This window comes from Streptosporangium lutulentum, assembly GCF_030811455.1.
GTDB classification, from domain to species: domain Bacteria; phylum Actinomycetota; class Actinomycetes; order Streptosporangiales; family Streptosporangiaceae; genus Streptosporangium; species Streptosporangium lutulentum.
Map to the genome: position 1 here is coordinate 15,091 of NZ_JAUSQU010000002.1, position 15,382 is coordinate 30,472.

The 15,382-nt window shown below is 66.3% G+C and carries 17 protein-coding genes; 3 read left to right on the top strand and 14 right to left on the bottom strand.

Features of this window, described 5'->3' with window-relative positions; translation table 11 throughout:
• Window positions 1–120: 120 nt before the first annotated feature.
• The 4 genes from J2853_RS46535 to J2853_RS46550 form a co-directional block, all read right to left on the bottom strand.
• A complete protein-coding gene (locus J2853_RS46535; protein WP_307569184.1) occupies window positions 121–1,029 on the bottom strand; it encodes a hypothetical protein in 909 nt (302 codons plus the stop codon).
• 458 nt (window positions 1,030–1,487) lie between these two features.
• The gene (locus J2853_RS46540) at window positions 1,488–2,669 is read right to left on the bottom strand and encodes a hypothetical protein (RefSeq protein WP_307569186.1); all 1,182 of its coding nucleotides are present in this window, start codon (window positions 2,667–2,669) and stop codon (window positions 1,488–1,490) included.
• 198 nt (window positions 2,670–2,867) lie between these two features.
• A complete protein-coding gene (locus J2853_RS46545; protein ID WP_307569187.1) occupies window positions 2,868–3,362 on the bottom strand; it encodes an NUDIX domain-containing protein in 495 nt (164 codons plus the stop codon).
• 743 nt (window positions 3,363–4,105) lie between these two features.
• Window positions 4,106–5,149, bottom strand: a complete 1,044-nt coding sequence (locus tag J2853_RS46550) for a hypothetical protein (RefSeq protein ID WP_307569188.1) — start codon at window positions 5,147–5,149, stop codon at window positions 4,106–4,108.
• Between the two features lie 540 nt (window positions 5,150–5,689).
• Here J2853_RS46550 and J2853_RS46555 point away from each other — a divergent pair.
• A complete protein-coding gene (locus tag J2853_RS46555) occupies window positions 5,690–5,905 on the top strand; it encodes a hypothetical protein (protein WP_307569189.1) in 216 nt (71 codons plus the stop codon).
• A gap of 197 nt (window positions 5,906–6,102) precedes the next feature.
• On the opposite strand, the gene J2853_RS46560 is transcribed toward J2853_RS46555, so the two are convergent.
• Entirely contained in the window at window positions 6,103–6,525 is a 423-nt protein-coding gene (locus J2853_RS46560; protein WP_307569190.1) for a hypothetical protein, read from the bottom strand.
• Between the two features lie 315 nt (window positions 6,526–6,840).
• On the bottom strand, window positions 6,841–7,059 hold the full coding sequence (locus tag J2853_RS46565) for a hypothetical protein (protein WP_307569192.1): 219 nt from the start codon (window positions 7,057–7,059) through the stop codon (window positions 6,841–6,843).
• A 586-nt stretch (window positions 7,060–7,645) separates the two neighbouring features.
• Here J2853_RS46565 and J2853_RS46570 point away from each other — a divergent pair.
• Window positions 7,646–7,894 (top strand): hypothetical protein, encoded by a 249-nt coding sequence (locus J2853_RS46570; protein WP_307569193.1) that lies wholly within the window; start codon window positions 7,646–7,648, stop codon window positions 7,892–7,894.
• Window positions 7,895–8,095: 201 nt separating this feature from the next.
• Here the strand turns inward: J2853_RS46570 and J2853_RS46575 are convergent, their stop codons facing one another.
• From J2853_RS46575 to J2853_RS46585, 3 genes are all read right to left on the bottom strand, one after another.
• Window positions 8,096–8,350 (bottom strand): hypothetical protein, encoded by a 255-nt coding sequence (locus J2853_RS46575; RefSeq protein WP_307569195.1) that lies wholly within the window; start codon window positions 8,348–8,350, stop codon window positions 8,096–8,098.
• Window positions 8,351–8,571: 221 nt separating this feature from the next.
• Complete coding sequence (locus J2853_RS46580) at window positions 8,572–9,609, bottom strand: hypothetical protein (protein ID WP_307569196.1); 1,038 nt, start codon at window positions 9,607–9,609, stop codon at window positions 8,572–8,574.
• Entirely contained in the window at window positions 9,606–10,187 is a 582-nt protein-coding gene (locus J2853_RS46585) for an RNA polymerase sigma factor (protein WP_307569197.1), read from the bottom strand. The genes J2853_RS46580 and J2853_RS46585 overlap by 4 nt, the downstream gene beginning before the upstream one ends.
• A 624-nt stretch (window positions 10,188–10,811) precedes the next feature.
• Between J2853_RS46585 and J2853_RS46590 the strand changes: the two genes are divergently transcribed.
• Window positions 10,812–11,651, top strand: coding sequence for a hypothetical protein (locus tag J2853_RS46590; RefSeq protein WP_307569199.1), 840 nt, complete (start codon window positions 10,812–10,814; stop codon window positions 11,649–11,651).
• Window positions 11,652–12,269: 618 nt separating this feature from the next.
• Here the strand turns inward: J2853_RS46590 and J2853_RS46595 are convergent.
• From J2853_RS46595 to J2853_RS46615, 5 genes are all read right to left on the bottom strand, one after another.
• On the bottom strand, window positions 12,270–12,950 hold the full coding sequence (locus tag J2853_RS46595; RefSeq protein WP_307569200.1) for an AbiTii domain-containing protein: 681 nt from the start codon (window positions 12,948–12,950) through the stop codon (window positions 12,270–12,272).
• Window positions 12,951–13,150: 200 nt separating this feature from the next.
• Window positions 13,151–13,369: a 4-fold beta flower protein gene (locus tag J2853_RS46600; RefSeq protein ID WP_307569201.1), complete on the bottom strand. Its 219-nt coding sequence runs from the start codon at window positions 13,367–13,369 to the stop codon at window positions 13,151–13,153.
• A 134-nt stretch (window positions 13,370–13,503) separates the two neighbouring features.
• Window positions 13,504–14,157, bottom strand: a complete 654-nt coding sequence (locus J2853_RS46605) for a restriction endonuclease (protein WP_307569203.1) — start codon at window positions 14,155–14,157, stop codon at window positions 13,504–13,506.
• A gap of 550 nt (window positions 14,158–14,707) precedes the next feature.
• Entirely contained in the window at window positions 14,708–14,953 is a 246-nt protein-coding gene (locus J2853_RS46610) for a type II toxin-antitoxin system RelE family toxin (protein WP_307569205.1), read from the bottom strand.
• Complete coding sequence (locus tag J2853_RS46615) at window positions 14,950–15,267, bottom strand: DUF6247 family protein (RefSeq protein ID WP_307569207.1); 318 nt, start codon at window positions 15,265–15,267, stop codon at window positions 14,950–14,952. The genes J2853_RS46610 and J2853_RS46615 overlap by 4 nt, the downstream gene beginning before the upstream one ends.
• Window positions 15,268–15,382: the final 115 nt, after the last annotated feature.

Here is a 15,382-nt window from a genome sequence, read left to right on the forward strand (position 1 = left end):
GTACGGCCTGGGGAAGGCCTAGCGGGCGGTGTTCCTCACGGCCGCTACCTCTCCTTGCCAGTGGCGCCCAGCGCGACATCGGGGCTGCCGGAGGGCGCGGCGGGGGTCACCTGTGGGAACTCACATCTTTGGTCGCGCCAGGCGCCGGTGAGGGTCGACGAACTCGTCGCGGGAGCCGCGGACGGGTTGCTGAAGGCGGCGGGCCGGTACGTCGAGCTGGTCGGGCTTGAGGGTATAGACGTTGCGGATGCGTTCGAGGTCGAAGTCGTTGGGGTTGATGGATTGACGGCCGGTGGTGACGAGCCCGAGTTCGGTCAGGTCCTTGATACCGGCGGCCCGGGTGTCCTGGCTGAGCCCGTAGTAGGCCTTGAATGCCGAGGGACTGATCCAGACCGGTTGGGGGGCGGCACCGGTGAGGGCGTATTGGTCGAGCAGGATCAGGTACATGGCCAGGCCTGCGCCGGTCATGAGCTGAATGTAGCCGTTGGTCCAGAGAGTCGCCGGAATCTGGGCGTAGTAGTGGGGCCTGGCCTTCTCGGGGTCGTTGCTGAGGGCCTTGGCCGCGGCGCCGGGAGCGATGTAGGGCTCGTCGTTGCCGGTCTCGTTCAAGACGGTCACCTTGTTGGCGTGGCCCGGCTGGGCCTGGGTGGCGATGAACATGTGCCCTTCTAGCCACGCCTGAGCCTCGTTGATGCGCCGGGCGCCCGCGGTCTCGGGCTGGTCGAGATCGAGCAGGCGAGCCCAGACCTGAGCGGGATAGGCCAGCGCGACGCCGTGGTCCTTGGTCTGCATCCACAGGTAGGTGAGCAGGAGCTTGAGTCGCACCTGGCCGCCGCGTCCACCGCGCAGGCATCGGGCCAGGGGAGGTAGCGGGGCCTGCGGGTCGAACGTAGGGCGCGAGATGAAGCCCAAGCGGATCTGTGCCCGCTTACGGGCGATCCTGGCAGCCTTCTTCGCGGCGTCCAGCGCCAGACCCGAGGCAACGTCGAGCGACTCCGCGGGAACTCGTGGGGCTTGCGCCGGGGCCATTTCCGTCCCTATCAGTCATACTAGTAAGAGGAAGTATTACTAGGTTACATAGTCATGGTCACAGGCGCATCTCTTATTCGGGTGCAAGCGTAGGGGTTTCGTGGGCTACAACCCTACCTATTGGGGTGCAAGGGTAGGGGTGGTACCGTTATGCTCACAGAAACGCTTGGTACAAGCGTTCATTCGTAGGGTATGGTTTCAATCAGCTCCTCACCACGAGCGTCCAACATCTCCGGGTTGTGCCCCCGGGGGACGGCCGGCGAGGCGTGGAGCCAGAGAAGTCCTGGCCCCTTTGGGAGCCGCTATTGGGTCGTCCTCCGAGGAAGAGGCTTCACCGTAGAGCGGTTCGGAACGGGATCCACAGCCGGTTGTGCCCCCGGCGCCAGACCGCCAGGACAGCTCGCCCGAAGGCCGCCGTCACATCGACGGCGGCCTTCGGTGTTGTTCGCCCGCCCGCGTCAGCCGGTCAGGCGGGCTGCAGCGTCGGTCTTCGCATGAGCAGGCGCGTCATAGACGCTCGCGCCTTTGACGTGCATCCACGTGAGGATCCGCGCCAGGGCCGTGGTCTGCCGGTCATCGCCAGGGCGGGTTTTGCCGACCTGGCGCTGCATAAAGACCTCGTCGCCGAGCTCGGCCCGGACCTCGGCCAGGGTCTTGCCGTCCATGGGGCCGGCGATGTGAGGCGGCACGGTGCCGGGCCTGGCCGGTGGCAGTGCAGCGGCCGCGCCGGTCATCGCGTGGCGCATGGCGTAGATGCGGCGGTGAAGAGTGCGAGCCGCCTCATCAGCCTGGCCGCCCTGCGCGGCCAGGCCGACGTGGTCGCCACCTTCGAGGCACCCATCGGCATAGCGGCGCTCGATCTCGGCGGTCACCGATCCGAGAACGCTCTGCAGGCGCTCGGCGACCTCCTCCAGGCCGTCGAGCGCAGCGGCCAGGTCTGCGGGTGAGTCACCGCCACGGTTCATCCACTCGCACGCGTAGCGCTCCAGGCGTTCGGCGGCGTCCCAGATCGGGGCGGCCGGGGTGCCCGGGGCGACGTCGCCGACACGGACCACGCTCTGGCCGCTGGCACGCAGACTCAGCCGGTCGCCGGTCACGGGCCCGGGCAGGCTGTGCGTCACCATGCGGCCGTTGTCGTCGCGGGGCCGCTCTCCCGGACCGGGCAGCACGCCGCCGGGGGACGCGCACCAGTGGTGACGCTCGGGGTAAAGGATCTCGTAGGCCTGGCGCTGACTCGGGGTCGCATCCCCCCAGGGCGAAGGCACCGCGGGGACCGCTCCGGACTCGTGCGCGGTACGGCCTGCCCAGTCGACCAGCCGGTGCAGGTCGTAGGTCGCGGCATCGGCGATCTCGGCGAGCGGTCCGCTCGGCTTGTCGCGCAGGGAGTCGCCTTCTGCGAACGCAGAGACGCCATGCCCTCGGGCCAGCCGCTCGGCGCGGCCGATGTGGTGCGTCGCGGCGTCCAGGTGGCGGGCGAGCATCATGGCTACTGGGGCGGGCACCCGGGCGGCGGGCACGTCGTCGGCGAGGATGGGCGGGGCGTCCTGCTCGGCCAGGCGGCGGGCGGCCTCGGCGTACGGTTCGTTGTGCTGCTGCATGCGGCGGCGGATGTCGCGCTTGCGGGACTTGTCGCTGGTCATGATCGGGTCCTCTCAGCGGAGGTGCCCACGTCACCCCGCCAAGGAAAGATCACGAAAGCCAGGCAGGGGAAGATCGGTACGCGAGTCGGAGACCCTTGTCCTCGTTGCCGTCGGCGACGTGGGCGCCGAACGGCTCGGAAGCGGGCAGGCGTAGCTGCCACTACCTCCGCAGGGTAGACCAGAGCCCCGACGTTTTCATCAGGATCCGGACCTCAGTTCGCTCACGGTGGAAGTGAGCTGGGTTTCCAGCATGGACTGGTGCGCGGTGAATATCCGGCCCTGGTAGGTCATCTCGAGATAGGCGGCCAGCACGGCGTAGGTGTCCGCCCGCACCCACTCGGCCCGCTTGGCATCGTCGGCCCCTACGAGAGGGGGGAAGCTCTCCCGGCTGGTGGTACCCAAGTGGAGCCGGGAAGGCACCGTCACCATCCACGCCTCATCACTCGCTCTGGGGTCTGGCACGTACCGCGCCGGAAGCACCTGCCAAGGCAGTCCGGTCAAGATCAGGCCGGTCTCCTCCTTTAGTTCGCGGACCGCCGCCTGGGCCGGGTCCTCCCCCGAGTCCACATAGCCTCCGGGCAGTGCCCACCCGTGGCCGTCGGACCGCTCAACCATGACCAGCCACCGGCGGGCGGCTTCGTCGGTGGCGGTCACCACGGCGTCCGCGCAGACCTGCTCCCCCCAGTGGCCCAACTCGTTGCGGCCGTGCCTGATGCCGGTCTTCTGGCAGGGGTTGACCGGGCGGCCGTCGACGACCCGGAACGGGATGGCGGCGGAACGCTGCCGGGCGGCCCAGTCGATCTCCGTGGGGTCCTCCTGCGAGTCCGCCCACCCTTCCCGGACGCCCCTTGGCTAGGACGGTTCCATTTGGCCCCTTTGGACGGCTTGACCTGGGACCACTTGGCGATCATCGGAAAATCGGGGTGACGGCTTGATTTGGCCCCACCCCGGTCGGTCGGGAGCGCCGACGACAGCACGGTCTGTGAACCCGGGGACTGCCGTCCCCGGACCCCTGCCAGGCGAGGGCATCGCCCGCCCAGCGGGCGCGGGGGCTGGCGACGTGCAGGGCGGGCGACACCCTCGCGCCGAACCACGGCGTTGAGGCCCTCGGGAACCTCTGGACGTCGCATCTCGGGTTGGGGCCAGCTCAGGCCGACATCGAGTTTCCGAGATCAACAACGAGGTCGAGTGGGTCCAGCTCAAGCCGTCCGAGTGGGGCCGTTTCAAGCCGTCATAACCAGCCCATATCGAACACGTCGGGGTGTGTGTACGTCGTCATGCGTACTCTTCCTCTCACATCAAGGCCGGGGATGGCCCACTGTTCTCCGATGCGATGACATGAGCCAGGCCGGTCCAGAGGGCGACGAGCATCGTGTCGCTGTGGCGCTGGTCGCCGGCCGGGCTCATGTCATCTCCGGTACGGGTAGCTGGGTAGGTCAGGACCGGCCTGTTTTGTCGGTGGTGCGCAGCGCGGCCTCGGCGGCGGCCCGCTGAGTCCGCTCGTGGGCCAGCGCCTCGCGCACGGCCTCGGTGGCGGAGCGGGCGGCGGCCATCTCAACGGCGTGGGCCTGGCGGAAGTCGGCCAGGTCGGCCTGCAGGGCGTCGGCCTGCTCCCGGACGGTGGCGAGCTCGGCGCGTACCTGCTCAGCGCGCATCTGCTCAGCGGCGACCTGATCGGCCGCCTCCTGGCGTACCCGGCGCAGCTCGTCGGCGTGCTCGGCGCGGACGGCGGCCAGCTGGCCGGCCGCCTCCTCACGCACCTGGGCCAGTTCGGCGCGGTGGGTCTTCTCCAGCTCCCGGTTGCTCTTGGCCAGGGCCTCGGCGCGCTCGAACTCCTTTTGCTGCAGGGACAGGGCGTGGGCGGCGGCCGCGGTCTGGTCGGCGGCCTTCTGCTCGGCGGCAGCGCGCCGGCCTTCGTGCTCGACCACCCGCATCCAGGCATCGCCGACCTGGCGCTCGCGCTCGGCCTCGGCGTCGCGGGCCAGCCGCTCGGCGACCCGCCGGGCCTCTACCGCAGTGTCTTTGTCGGCGACGGCGGCCGCCGCCTGGCGCACGGCCCGCTCGCGCCCGGCCTCGGCCTGAGCGGCCTGCGCCAAGGCCTCGGTCGCCTCCCGCTCGGCCTCGCCGATCCGCACCAGCGTGGTGTCGCGGATGGTGGTGGCGTGCCGGGTGTGGGCGCCCAGTGCGGTGGCCAGCGCGGCCAGGTCGGTCTGCACCGCGCTGGTCGCCTCCAGCACCGGGCCCGCGGCCACCGCGTATAGGGCCAGCGCCCCATCCAGGCCGGCGGCCTGAGCACCGCGCCGTTCCTCGGCCGCCTTGGCCTTACAGGTCTTGCCGTCCTCCCACACCCGCTCGGGCGGGCCGCAGTATTCGCGGGGCCGTCCGGCGCCGGTGTAGGCGATGCGCCGGTCGCACCGGGAGTAGCCGCACGCGCGGCCGTCTTGGTCGGCCGGGCCGGTGGTGCTGGTCGTCTCTGTCATGCCCTCATTCTATCACTTTTGTTTCATCAAAACTATTAAGTATTTCGAAGTTTTCAAAAGTCAAAACTATTTGATCTTCATGTCATGATCGCCAAGATTTCGGGATCCAGAGAACCCGTGATCGCCGAACGGAAGGCGCGGCGAGCAAAGGGATGGGTTTGGGGCGGAATCCAGAGCCGGGCGCGCTGGCGCTCCGTCCGGGACCGATGCAGGGCTCGAAGGGCCGTGTCCCCGGACCGCTTCACGGCATCCCGACGCGGCTGGCTCAGCAGTTCGGCGCCAAGCACGCTAGAGCCGCAGCACGCTAGAGCCGCAGCACGCTCATGCTCGACGCGTCATACGGCACATCCGGCGAACACATCCGCCAAGGGAAATACAACTCGACGGCGCTCTCACCTGCACGAATGGCCCGTACTAACAAAAAGTACGGCCGCTCTGGGACCATTTGAGAAGGGAAAGCAAATGGCTTTCCCGTTCCCCCAAGAAAGACGCGTAATGAGTAATTTTGACGGTTCTGTTAATTCGCCGGATGATGTCCAAGTGCCCGATATCCGTATCCAGGGCCACGGCAACACGGTCCAGATCCACACCGGACCGGTCTCCACCTCCACCACGGTGACCAACGGCGGTGAGCCGTCCGGCGGTGGCCACGGATCGCCGGTGATCGGCTGGCTCATCAACGCTCTGCTCGCGGTCGTCGCGATCGGAGTCGCGGTCGCCCAGCTGGTCGTGACGCTGATGCACGGAGGGACGTGAGCCCAGGAGCCGGATCGGATGCGTGCACGCCTGCGGATTTCGCCATGAACACCCCATGTGACCTGCGCAGTCGTGACGAACTCCGCAGTGGTGCGGAGTTCGTCGGCTGCCCCGTCACCTGACATCTGGCCGGTCCCGGGAACATCCGGTTTCCGGGACCGCCTCCAGCTGACCGTGACCATCGGGAGGCGGGAGAACTACGGTGTGCCGCCGCGCCGCAGGGCCTCGACGCCGAGCTCCAGATCGCTCGTGGCCAGCACCGTCTCGATGGTGGTCGTGGCGAGCTCGTCGGCCAGGGCGAGGATCGCGGTGGTCTCGCGCTGTAGCTCGGCGACCAGGGCGGCGTAGCGCTCGACCTGGTTGCGCTGGACCGGGGTGAGGTCTTCCGCCGCCCAGCGCCGGCCCTGCTCGGCGAACAACGCGTTGTCCTCAGCGGTCTGGGTGAACACCTTCTTCACCCGGGCGACCGTGGCGTCATCGAGGACGCGGGGCGCGAAGCGGCCCTTCTCCAGTGCGGCCCGGTGCTCGCGAGCCGCGGTCCCGCCCTCCTTCACGTGCACGCTCAGCACGGCCAGCATGCTGAGCGGCTGCCAGATGGGCTCCTCCTGCGCTGCTGCCATCGGATCCGTACTCCTCGCGGTGAGATGTCTCCAGATCGGGCCAGCGTAGACGTCGACCGAGGTCGCGGTCTTGGCGTCGGTCCGGGTGACTCCGATTCGAGTGTCAGGGTTTCCGCAGGTTCCGTCAGGCCCCTTCTAGTTATTAGCCAGCCAGATGCGGCAGACCGAGCGCACGTGGTGCCGCTGGAGCGGGCCGCTCCGGTCGCCGAGGAGCAAACTGGGCGCCTCGCATCGCTTGAGGTCGATCGCCGCGGTTTGCATGAGCAGGAGGTGGCGGCGACGCTGAGGGGAAGCGTCGCCGCCTATATAAGCGGGTCAGTTTTTGCGGGGGCGGGACGGGCGCCGACCTGCACGGGTGAGGAAAGAGCTGTGGCATCGCCACAGCCATACTGCGGCGATCAGGAAAATACCGGCGATGAGTGCGACAACCCACGCCGGGTCCAGTCCCGCTCCAGGGGCCAGGTACAGCACGGTCGCCGGCGCGCCGAGCACAAGAGCCACGGCGGTTACGATCCGGCCAACCATGTTGATCATGTTGCTTGTCTCACGCGCGGGCACCTGAGCGCGCAGCTCCCCTTTCAAGGGGGCCGCGCTGATAACCAGCCAGGCCGAAGCCGAGGGCTCTTCAGCTGGCTCCGTGGGAGTGCCAGGCGGGGGACTCACGGTGGGCTCTATAGACATCGAGGGATTCTCCTCGTCGCGCTCGACATGGGCGCTGCACCACAGATGGTGCAGGTCGTACCAATTTCTCTTGCATAGGCACGCTTTCCTCGGAGAGACGTCACGGTGACCTCGGGCAGGTTCGCGTGAGGAACGTGCGTTCGGATCACCGTGATCCGGCACCGACTATAGACCATGAAGCAGCAAATCACTGCTCTTCATGTTACGAATGCACATACCCTGCCTGTATGATCAACAGTAATAAGCTGTAAGTATTATGCCTATGGACTGGCGAACCCGTGTAGTCATGTGACACGGTAAATGGATGGGCGAGGCGGAGGTGATTCCCTCCATCCCCGGCCCTTCCAACTTCCCGACCCTCCACCGCCCGACTTCCGCCACCCGACCTCTCCCCAGCGCCAGTCCATGCGTGAACAGACCTGCAAGGGAGCCCCGACAAATGTCCTCCATCACCGGTGAAGGCGTGTCGCCTCGGCAGGCCGTTGCTGAACGGATTACTACTGCGCTCATTCCGAAGTCCACGGAAGCGTTGCAGCGCTCCCAGGACCGCACCGGCCTGACCAAGACAGACATCGTCAACCGCGCTATCGCTTTGTACGACTACATCGATGAGCAGCTGAGCTCCGGCAAGGAGCTACTGCTTCGTGACAGTGAGAGCGGCGAAGTCCAAGTGATCAGGCTGCTGTGACTCCCGCAGCCTGATCTACTGAGCGTCGAAGCGCCGCCGCGGTGGCACTGTCCACAGTGATCGTCGCGTCGGCGCTTCACCTTTCCTTCCCCAAAACGATCACCGAAGGTCTCTCCCAGTGCCAAAGCTCGGGCCCTGCCAAGACCAGCGTTGCGCGGTTGTGGGGCCGAGTTCGTCACCTACTGCCTGACGCCTGACCGATCACGGGAAGGCGAGCTGTCCGTGACCGGTCAGGCGGCGATCAATGGTGTGGTCGAAATCCTCAGAGGGTGGCCTCTTGCTAACGGAGAGCACCTTTCCTGTTGCGACATCCATGGTCACATAGGTTTGACCAGCAGCAACGGTCTGATCAACAGCCGTGGCGACGGGTGACACCAGGAGAGCTGAGCACATCACCGATGCCATCGAAAAGGGCAGGGCGAGTCGTCCGACTGCTGCTGAGAATGACACGCGCATGGTTTCTCCGAACTGAGAGTTTGGCACTGCTGGTATCGATCGAGGTGGGAGAGCCATAGCGTGCCGCCGCGCCACAAGGCCTTGACGCCGAGCTTCAGGTCGCTCGTGGCCAGCGGTGCAGACCGGAGCGATACCCACGGTGGAGGCCTCGGGCCGTTCGATGATGAACAGGCTGTTGTGAGGGCCAGGACCGGCCTGGCGAGGCGGCTGCGGTCCTCCGCTCACGCCAAATCAGCGAAGTCACGCACCGTTGCTGAGCCTGATCCAACAACGTAGGTCCCGCTCCCCACGCCGACCTCTTCTGAGCGCATCTTGAGATCTTCGACGTTCAGCTCTGGTGGCCAGAGCGTTCCACACTCAGACCAGCGCACGCCCTCCATATCAATATCGATCAAGCTGGCGGCGCGTAAATCAGCTGTGGTGAAGTCATTTAAGAAGGCCTGTAGCGAGTCCTCCTGGCAGATCGATACATCTTGGCCCAGCACTTCACCGATGACCCGCCGGACCCTCTGCGCGTACAAATTGACGAGGTCATGGACGCGATCGAGGGCGAGAGCAAGAGCGAGAGCAAGAGCGAGAGCGTGGTCGAGGACGAGGACGAGGCGGAGATTGCGGGCGCGGGCGAGACCGAAGATGCGGGCGCGGCCGAAGCCGAGGACAAGGGCTCGGACGAGGTCATGTGCACGGTCGAAGGCGCAGGCGAGGACGGGATCGAGGACGCGGACGAGGTCGCGATCGCGGTCTTGGACGAGGTTTCGGACGAGGGCGAGGTCGCCTTTGAGGTCGCGGGCGCGGGCGAGGGCGAGGTCGAGGTCGAGGTCGCGGGCGAGGTCGCGTTTGAGGTCGCGGGCGAGATCGTGGGTAAAGCTGTAAGCGAGGGTGAGGTCATGGTCGAGGGCAAGAACGAGGGCGAGCTCACGAGATACCGCTACGACGTTGGGGTGGCGCCGTAGTGTCAGGCGGACTTGTGGGCTGATCGAATGCGGAGTCTGCTCCAGGGGGGTGAGGTTCTGCTTTTCTGCGTGCGTTCTCGGCTGGGTAGTCGGCGAGTGCAGGATCGCGGCGAGGCCAGCTTCGACGTCGAGGATGGTGTCGAGGTCGTCCACAAGGGCGGTGTGACGGGATGGAAGGAGAGCCTCACGCAGGCCGGCTTCGACGTCGAGAACGGTGTCGAGGTCCCTCATGAGGGAGATCTGGTGTTCTTCAAGCCAGTGGTCGACGGTCTCCTCGTGGTGACCGGGCTGATGGTGGATGCTCACTGTTCCCCGTCCCTTGTCATGAGGTGCTGGGCTGTAGCGCGGCGGGCTTTCTTCAGGCTCGCGCTGACCGCGTTCGGAGTGATGCGGAGCTGTTCGGCGATCTCGGAGGGGGTGTAACCGCTGAGCGTCCAGGCCAGGACCTGGCGCTGACGGTGCGGGAGGCTCCGTAAAATCCCAAGCGTGTCGTGCTGGGCTTCCCATTCCGCGGCGGCGTTGTCACAGGGAAGCAGTGCTGTCGCTTCGGGGACGTGTTCGAGGGGCTCCTCATGGGCGCTGGCCACCATGCGAACCAAGGCGCGTGAGGCCACTGTGTGAACCCATGCCTTCGGCTGATTAATCTCACCCCAGCGCTGATACGCCTTGATCATGGTCTCCTGGGCGATGTCGGTGGCGACAGGTAACGCCGCACCCTGGTTAACCAGAAAGCCGACCAGCTGGCAGAGGGTAGAGCGGTAAAAGGAGGAGAACTCCTCATCGATCGCGAGCCGCGCCGCGCTGCGTTCCTCAAGCGTGCCATGGCGGCTCGCAGCTGGGGAGGCCGGGGATGTGGTGCGCTCCGACGGGTCATGATCGCTCACGCCGCCCTGCCCTTTGTCGGAGCCTGAGTGTGGGTCAGCGTCATGCGCGGGCGGCGTCCCGCGCCTCGCTCCTCGTTAAACTCCAGCTGACCACCGTGCGTGATCACTTTGGCCATGTCGGTAAGGGACTGGTCTTGGATCTGTGCGGGTCGGACCCGCCGACGCAGCCGCAGCAATAAGCCCAGTAGCGCGCACGTCTGAGCCGTCACGATCGTGACCACTGCCGTAGCCGTGTCCATGTGTCTCCTCATAGGGGGCCCGCCGATCGAGCCCTTCATGGAGTAAGAGCCCGAACTGGCTGTCCATATGAACCTCACAATCAAGATCTTTTTACGCAGGCCTCCGCGTCCCTGCGCACCTGGCGCGCCTCGGCGCCGGCCCGCTCGGTCCGAGCCCGCTCGGCGGCGCCAGCTGCCGGTGGGCTGCTCGGTGGTTGGCGCGGCCGTGGTGATCTCGGAGGTAGCGGTCACGGTTAGCGTGGCTCGGGGCGCTCCCCGGGAGGGTCTCCGCAAAGCACCTCGGCGTGGGCCGCTCCATGCTGTACCGGGCCCTGGAAAGCGACGACCGGCAGTAGAGTTCGTGGGAGTTACCAAAAAGTCGGAGGGGTTGTCTACCTTTTGAGGCGTGTCCTCAAGATCCAGCACTTGGTGGCCTCTTCGTGAGCGCCGTGCCGGTAAAATCGGCCCCCGCGACCCCGTCTACGACCTGCCCGCGTATCTGGAGAAGATGCTTCAATCGTGGCTGAAGCTCGTCCTGGAGGACTTCCCAGGGCTGGGTATGTCTCTGCAACTGCGACTGCGCAAGAACGTCATCACTATGCCCCGCGGCGACGAGCTTCTAGAAGCCATCGACGCCGCACTGACGACTATGCGTCCGATGCTCTACAGCGACGACTACACGATGTACGAACAGCGTGCAATGTGGAAGCACCTCGTCGACCAGCTCCAGGAGCGTCTGCAGGAAGCGGACTCGGTGTGGCGAATCAGCGATGACCGAGGCGAACTTGAAACCCGTGTGGACGACACCGTGCACGCGGCTGCGCAGGCCGTTATGCATAAACCATATGACGCGGCCGCGCACCTGCAGAAAGCGTGGACCGCAGCCTACGCCTTTCGGCCCGATCCGAGTCTGGCCTACAGCGAGGCCGTCAAGGCGGTCGAGGCGGCAGTGATCCCCTTGACTCTGCCGAATGCCGGCACACCGACCCTGGGCAGCGTGTTGAGCCACCTTGAGGGCGGGGCTGCAAGTAAATACACCTTAGTGATCGACGACAAGGTTGGTGCGCCCGCCTCGGCCTCTGCAGTTACCGCGCTAATGCGGGTGCTGTGGGACGGTCACCGTGATCGGCATCCAGGTGGCGGCACATCCAAGCCGATCACCTTGGAGTCCGCACGGGCAGCGGTGCAGATCGCGGTGACGGTGGTTCACCTGTTCTCCAGCGGCGCGGTCGTCAAGATGCCCTGACCTCAGGCGTTCCCATCTGCCGCTCTCCCACGGGTCTGCATGCGGGGCTGCAGGCATACCAACCGGCTGGTGGTAGGACAACAAGCCTCTATTTCTGCTCGCGGAGATGGAATGCGAGATGATTCGCGAGCACACCCTGGGCGGTGGCCGCAGCCACCGCCCAGGGCCGTTAACGCATGCCTGGTCCGGCCTACATCGTCGGCGTCAACGCTTGGAACCCCGCCGCGGCTTACCCCGACCGGGGCGCGGTCACCTGCCGAGGCTGCCTGAAGCTCCCCTTCCAGGGACCCGGCGGCGAGCAACTGGAAGTTGTTCCCCGAGTCGGGATCGGCCTCCTCCGGAGACGCCCCGGTGACCGCAGGAGCTGACCCTCAACTGGACTTTCGCGAGCTTCGCGACACTCTCACACGCGCGAGCCGACGACAGCCCCTCCGAACGTTACCCTCCAAGCCAGGGCCAGTCCCACTTGAGCCACTGCCCGAGTCCGGCGATCGTCCCGACGAGCGCGACCACGAACCCTAGCCCTGCCCAGATCCACCCCCACTTCTGGTTACCGGTGGCCGGTGAGGCAGCCGTGCCGTTCACCGTTGCCGCGCTCGGGCCGCCGCCCGAAGTGTCCTACAGGACGAACTGGTGCCCGTCGCCGCCGTTGACCACGATGTTCACCGCCCGGTCAGCCTGGGCGGCGGAGGGCACTTCCTGGCCAGTAGGCATCGTTGCGACGAGCTCGGCGACAAGCTGGGTCAGCACCGTGCGGACGTGATCGACCACGCCGAGCAGTTCGGCCGGACTGACCCGCCAGTAGATGGCGCTGACCATCTGCCGTTGGGGGATCTCGCCCTTCTCCCAGCCGCGCGTCGTCATCAAGTTCGCCACCATGGCGGACTGGGAGAAGGTGTAGGTCAGATGTTCGTCCTGCGCCTGCGCCTTTCGGGCTTCGGCTTCGAGGACCACGATCTTTTGGCGAAGGTGCATCTCCTCGCCGATGTCGGCGCGGACCTCCTTCGGCAACATCGCGGGCGCGATCTGTTGAGGAATTCGGTTGAGACCGGCTCGGTTGGTGTTGTCCATGTAGAGCGAGGCATTGACGATCCGGTACGGCGGCAGCTCATCGTCCAGCTCGTAGCCGTTCAGCTCTTTCAGCGCCCAGTCCCGAAGATGCTGGGACTTGGCGCGGCCGCCCAGCGCGACGCATAGGCGGAGCACGTCCGCGATGGACGTGTTCAGGTCGAGAGCACCGCGTTCGATCTGGTCGAGGTAAGACGCATCCCGATCAGGTAGGGGAGTATGTTCTGCCACCTGTCCAGTGTCCCGCCGGTTTCCTCACGGTTGTTAACCCTGCCAGGGCAGCGCCGAGACAAGGAGCGCTGTAGCCTCGGGGAGATTTTGGCCGAATACCGCTGACATGGACTAACACAGGGTGATTCCGTTTGCTGGGCGTACGGTGGAGGTATGGCCGGAGGCCGCCGGTGCCAGCGCAGCGGCTCGCCGCAGCGCTGCTACCGATCAAGGTAGTAGAGCGCCTGACCTGTGGCGTGGTCGTAGAAGGTCGCGCCGGCGAACCAACCGAGAGGCTGTCCGCCTTGTGCCGCGTAGAGCCAATCACCCTGGCGCCAGGCCCACCAAGTGCCGCTACCCTGCCGCCAGAAATCCCGCCCGTTGTCGGTCCAGGCGAACGTCCGTCCGCTGTTGTGCTCATACAGCCACTCCGATGACATGCCCGGAGCGTAGGGGGATCACCGACAAGAACGCGCTGTCCTCAGCCCGGGGTGACCCGACCGGCCGCCCCCAGGAAGCGCCCATCCCCCAGGGCCATGACCAATGATCGCAGTCGCGCCCCGGCGGGCAGCGCTCACTCGAAATGCTCCACACCTGAGACCTCGCGCTGGGGGGGATGACGGGTCAGCCGGGGCGCGGTGTGCCGTAGCCGTCGCCAGCGCCGAAGCGGCAGGCTCAACCGCAACAACTGGTGCAGCGTGATCCCGTCCTCAGCCCAGCGCGCCAACTCCTTACGGCCGATGAGATGGATACGGAAGTCCTGCGCGCGTCGGCGGGCATCACGGGTGAAGTCCCCGTTGGTGACGATGACCGCGATGTCGGCGCCGTGAGTGGGCTGAGCCGTGCCGTTGACCTGGTAGAGCACCGGCGCCCCGACCTTGTTGCCGGTGGTGGTGTGCTTACACTGCACCACGATGACGCCGCCAACGCGGTCACGGCCGATGACATCGGCGGCCTGGTCGCCGCGCTGCCCGACGCGCCGAGCCTGGATGCCATCGCGGATCATGAGATCACGTGTGGCATATTCGAACGCAGTCGAGCCCATGGCGTCCAGATCTGCAAGGCTCAGCCGTAAAGCGGAAAGCCGTTCGGTTCGCTGACGTTCCGCCCGCAGCGTCCATTGCCACCAGGTTCCCGCGCCGATTACGGCGCAACCCGCCATCGCCGCCGTGATATACCAGTGGCTGAAAATCAAGCCGATGACGGCCCGGATTACATCGAGCGCCAATAGCCCAGCGAAGCCCGCGAAAACAGCTGCGGCAGCCCACTCCGTGACCCCCAAGGGCATTCGCGGACGCGGAAGCCACGATATCTGCTTGGCTACCCAGCGCTTCACGGGCCCTCAGACGGCAGCGGCGGCTCTGACGGCATAGGAGGGTCCTGCGCTGAGTCGGCGTCACCGACCTGGGTAGGAGCAGCCGATTCGGAGACCGAAGGGGCCGGCTGAGGTGGGGCGGATTGCTGCTCGATTGACCCTTGGATCCAGAACCATGCCAGCGCCGCAAGCCCTGCGGCCACCACCCATCCCGACCCCTTCACCTTTTTCGGCGTGGATTTTTTTACCCAATGGCCGCGCCGATAATACTTCCCCTCTGGCATGGTCACTCCCTCTGCGAAAGATGCGTTTAATGCTCTGTTGGCTGAAACAGATGTAAGCATGCCGCTCTGACAAATTCATGCAGATTGGAAATCGCGGAGGAGCGCCTAACGCAGAGATCTCTTTCCTCACGGTGAGGGAATTCTCGCTACAGCGGAGATACGACAGGCAGGTGGTGGGGTCAGCCTGCCCAGAGAATGTCGTACACGGTGACGGTACGAGCGGGCCGGTCCAGGAAGAACGCCACGATGCCGTGCTCGCCGAAGGTGGCGTGCCGGAAGTTGGGTTCCTCGCTGCGGATCGGGCTGCTGTCCAGCGGGTCGTCTCCGATCTCCAGCAGTCGCTCCACGAGCGTGGTGAACGCCTCGGGCGGCAGTCCGGGGATCTTGCTGGAGGCGGAGGCGTGGTAGGTGATGTGGTAGTTCACGCGGGGCGGCTGGCGGAGCGGGCGGCCACGAGGTCGGCCCATCCGGGGATGACGTCTTCGGCGGGTACGGTGTTGATGCCGGCGGCGGCCTCGGCGCGGGCCTGCTCGTGGCCGGGGCTGGCGTACATGAGGGCGCGCAGGTGCCAGAGGTGGAGAACCTTCTGGAGTTGCCGGTAGCGCCAGGGCTCGGCGGCGGCCTCCAGGGCGGCGCGGTAGTCGGCCAGGAACTGAAGACGATGCTCGGCCGGCAGACGGCTCAGGATGTCGTCGGGGTCGTGCCCGGCGCCGTGGTGGTCCTCCGGCTGAGCTGTCATGTCATCTCCTCGGGGTCGCATCGAGGCGGATCCTGCCTGCGCCCAGTGTATGCCGGTCGGCCCGGGTTGCTCCGGATCGCTGCGGTAGTGGTCATGGCCCTGGGAAAGGGGACCA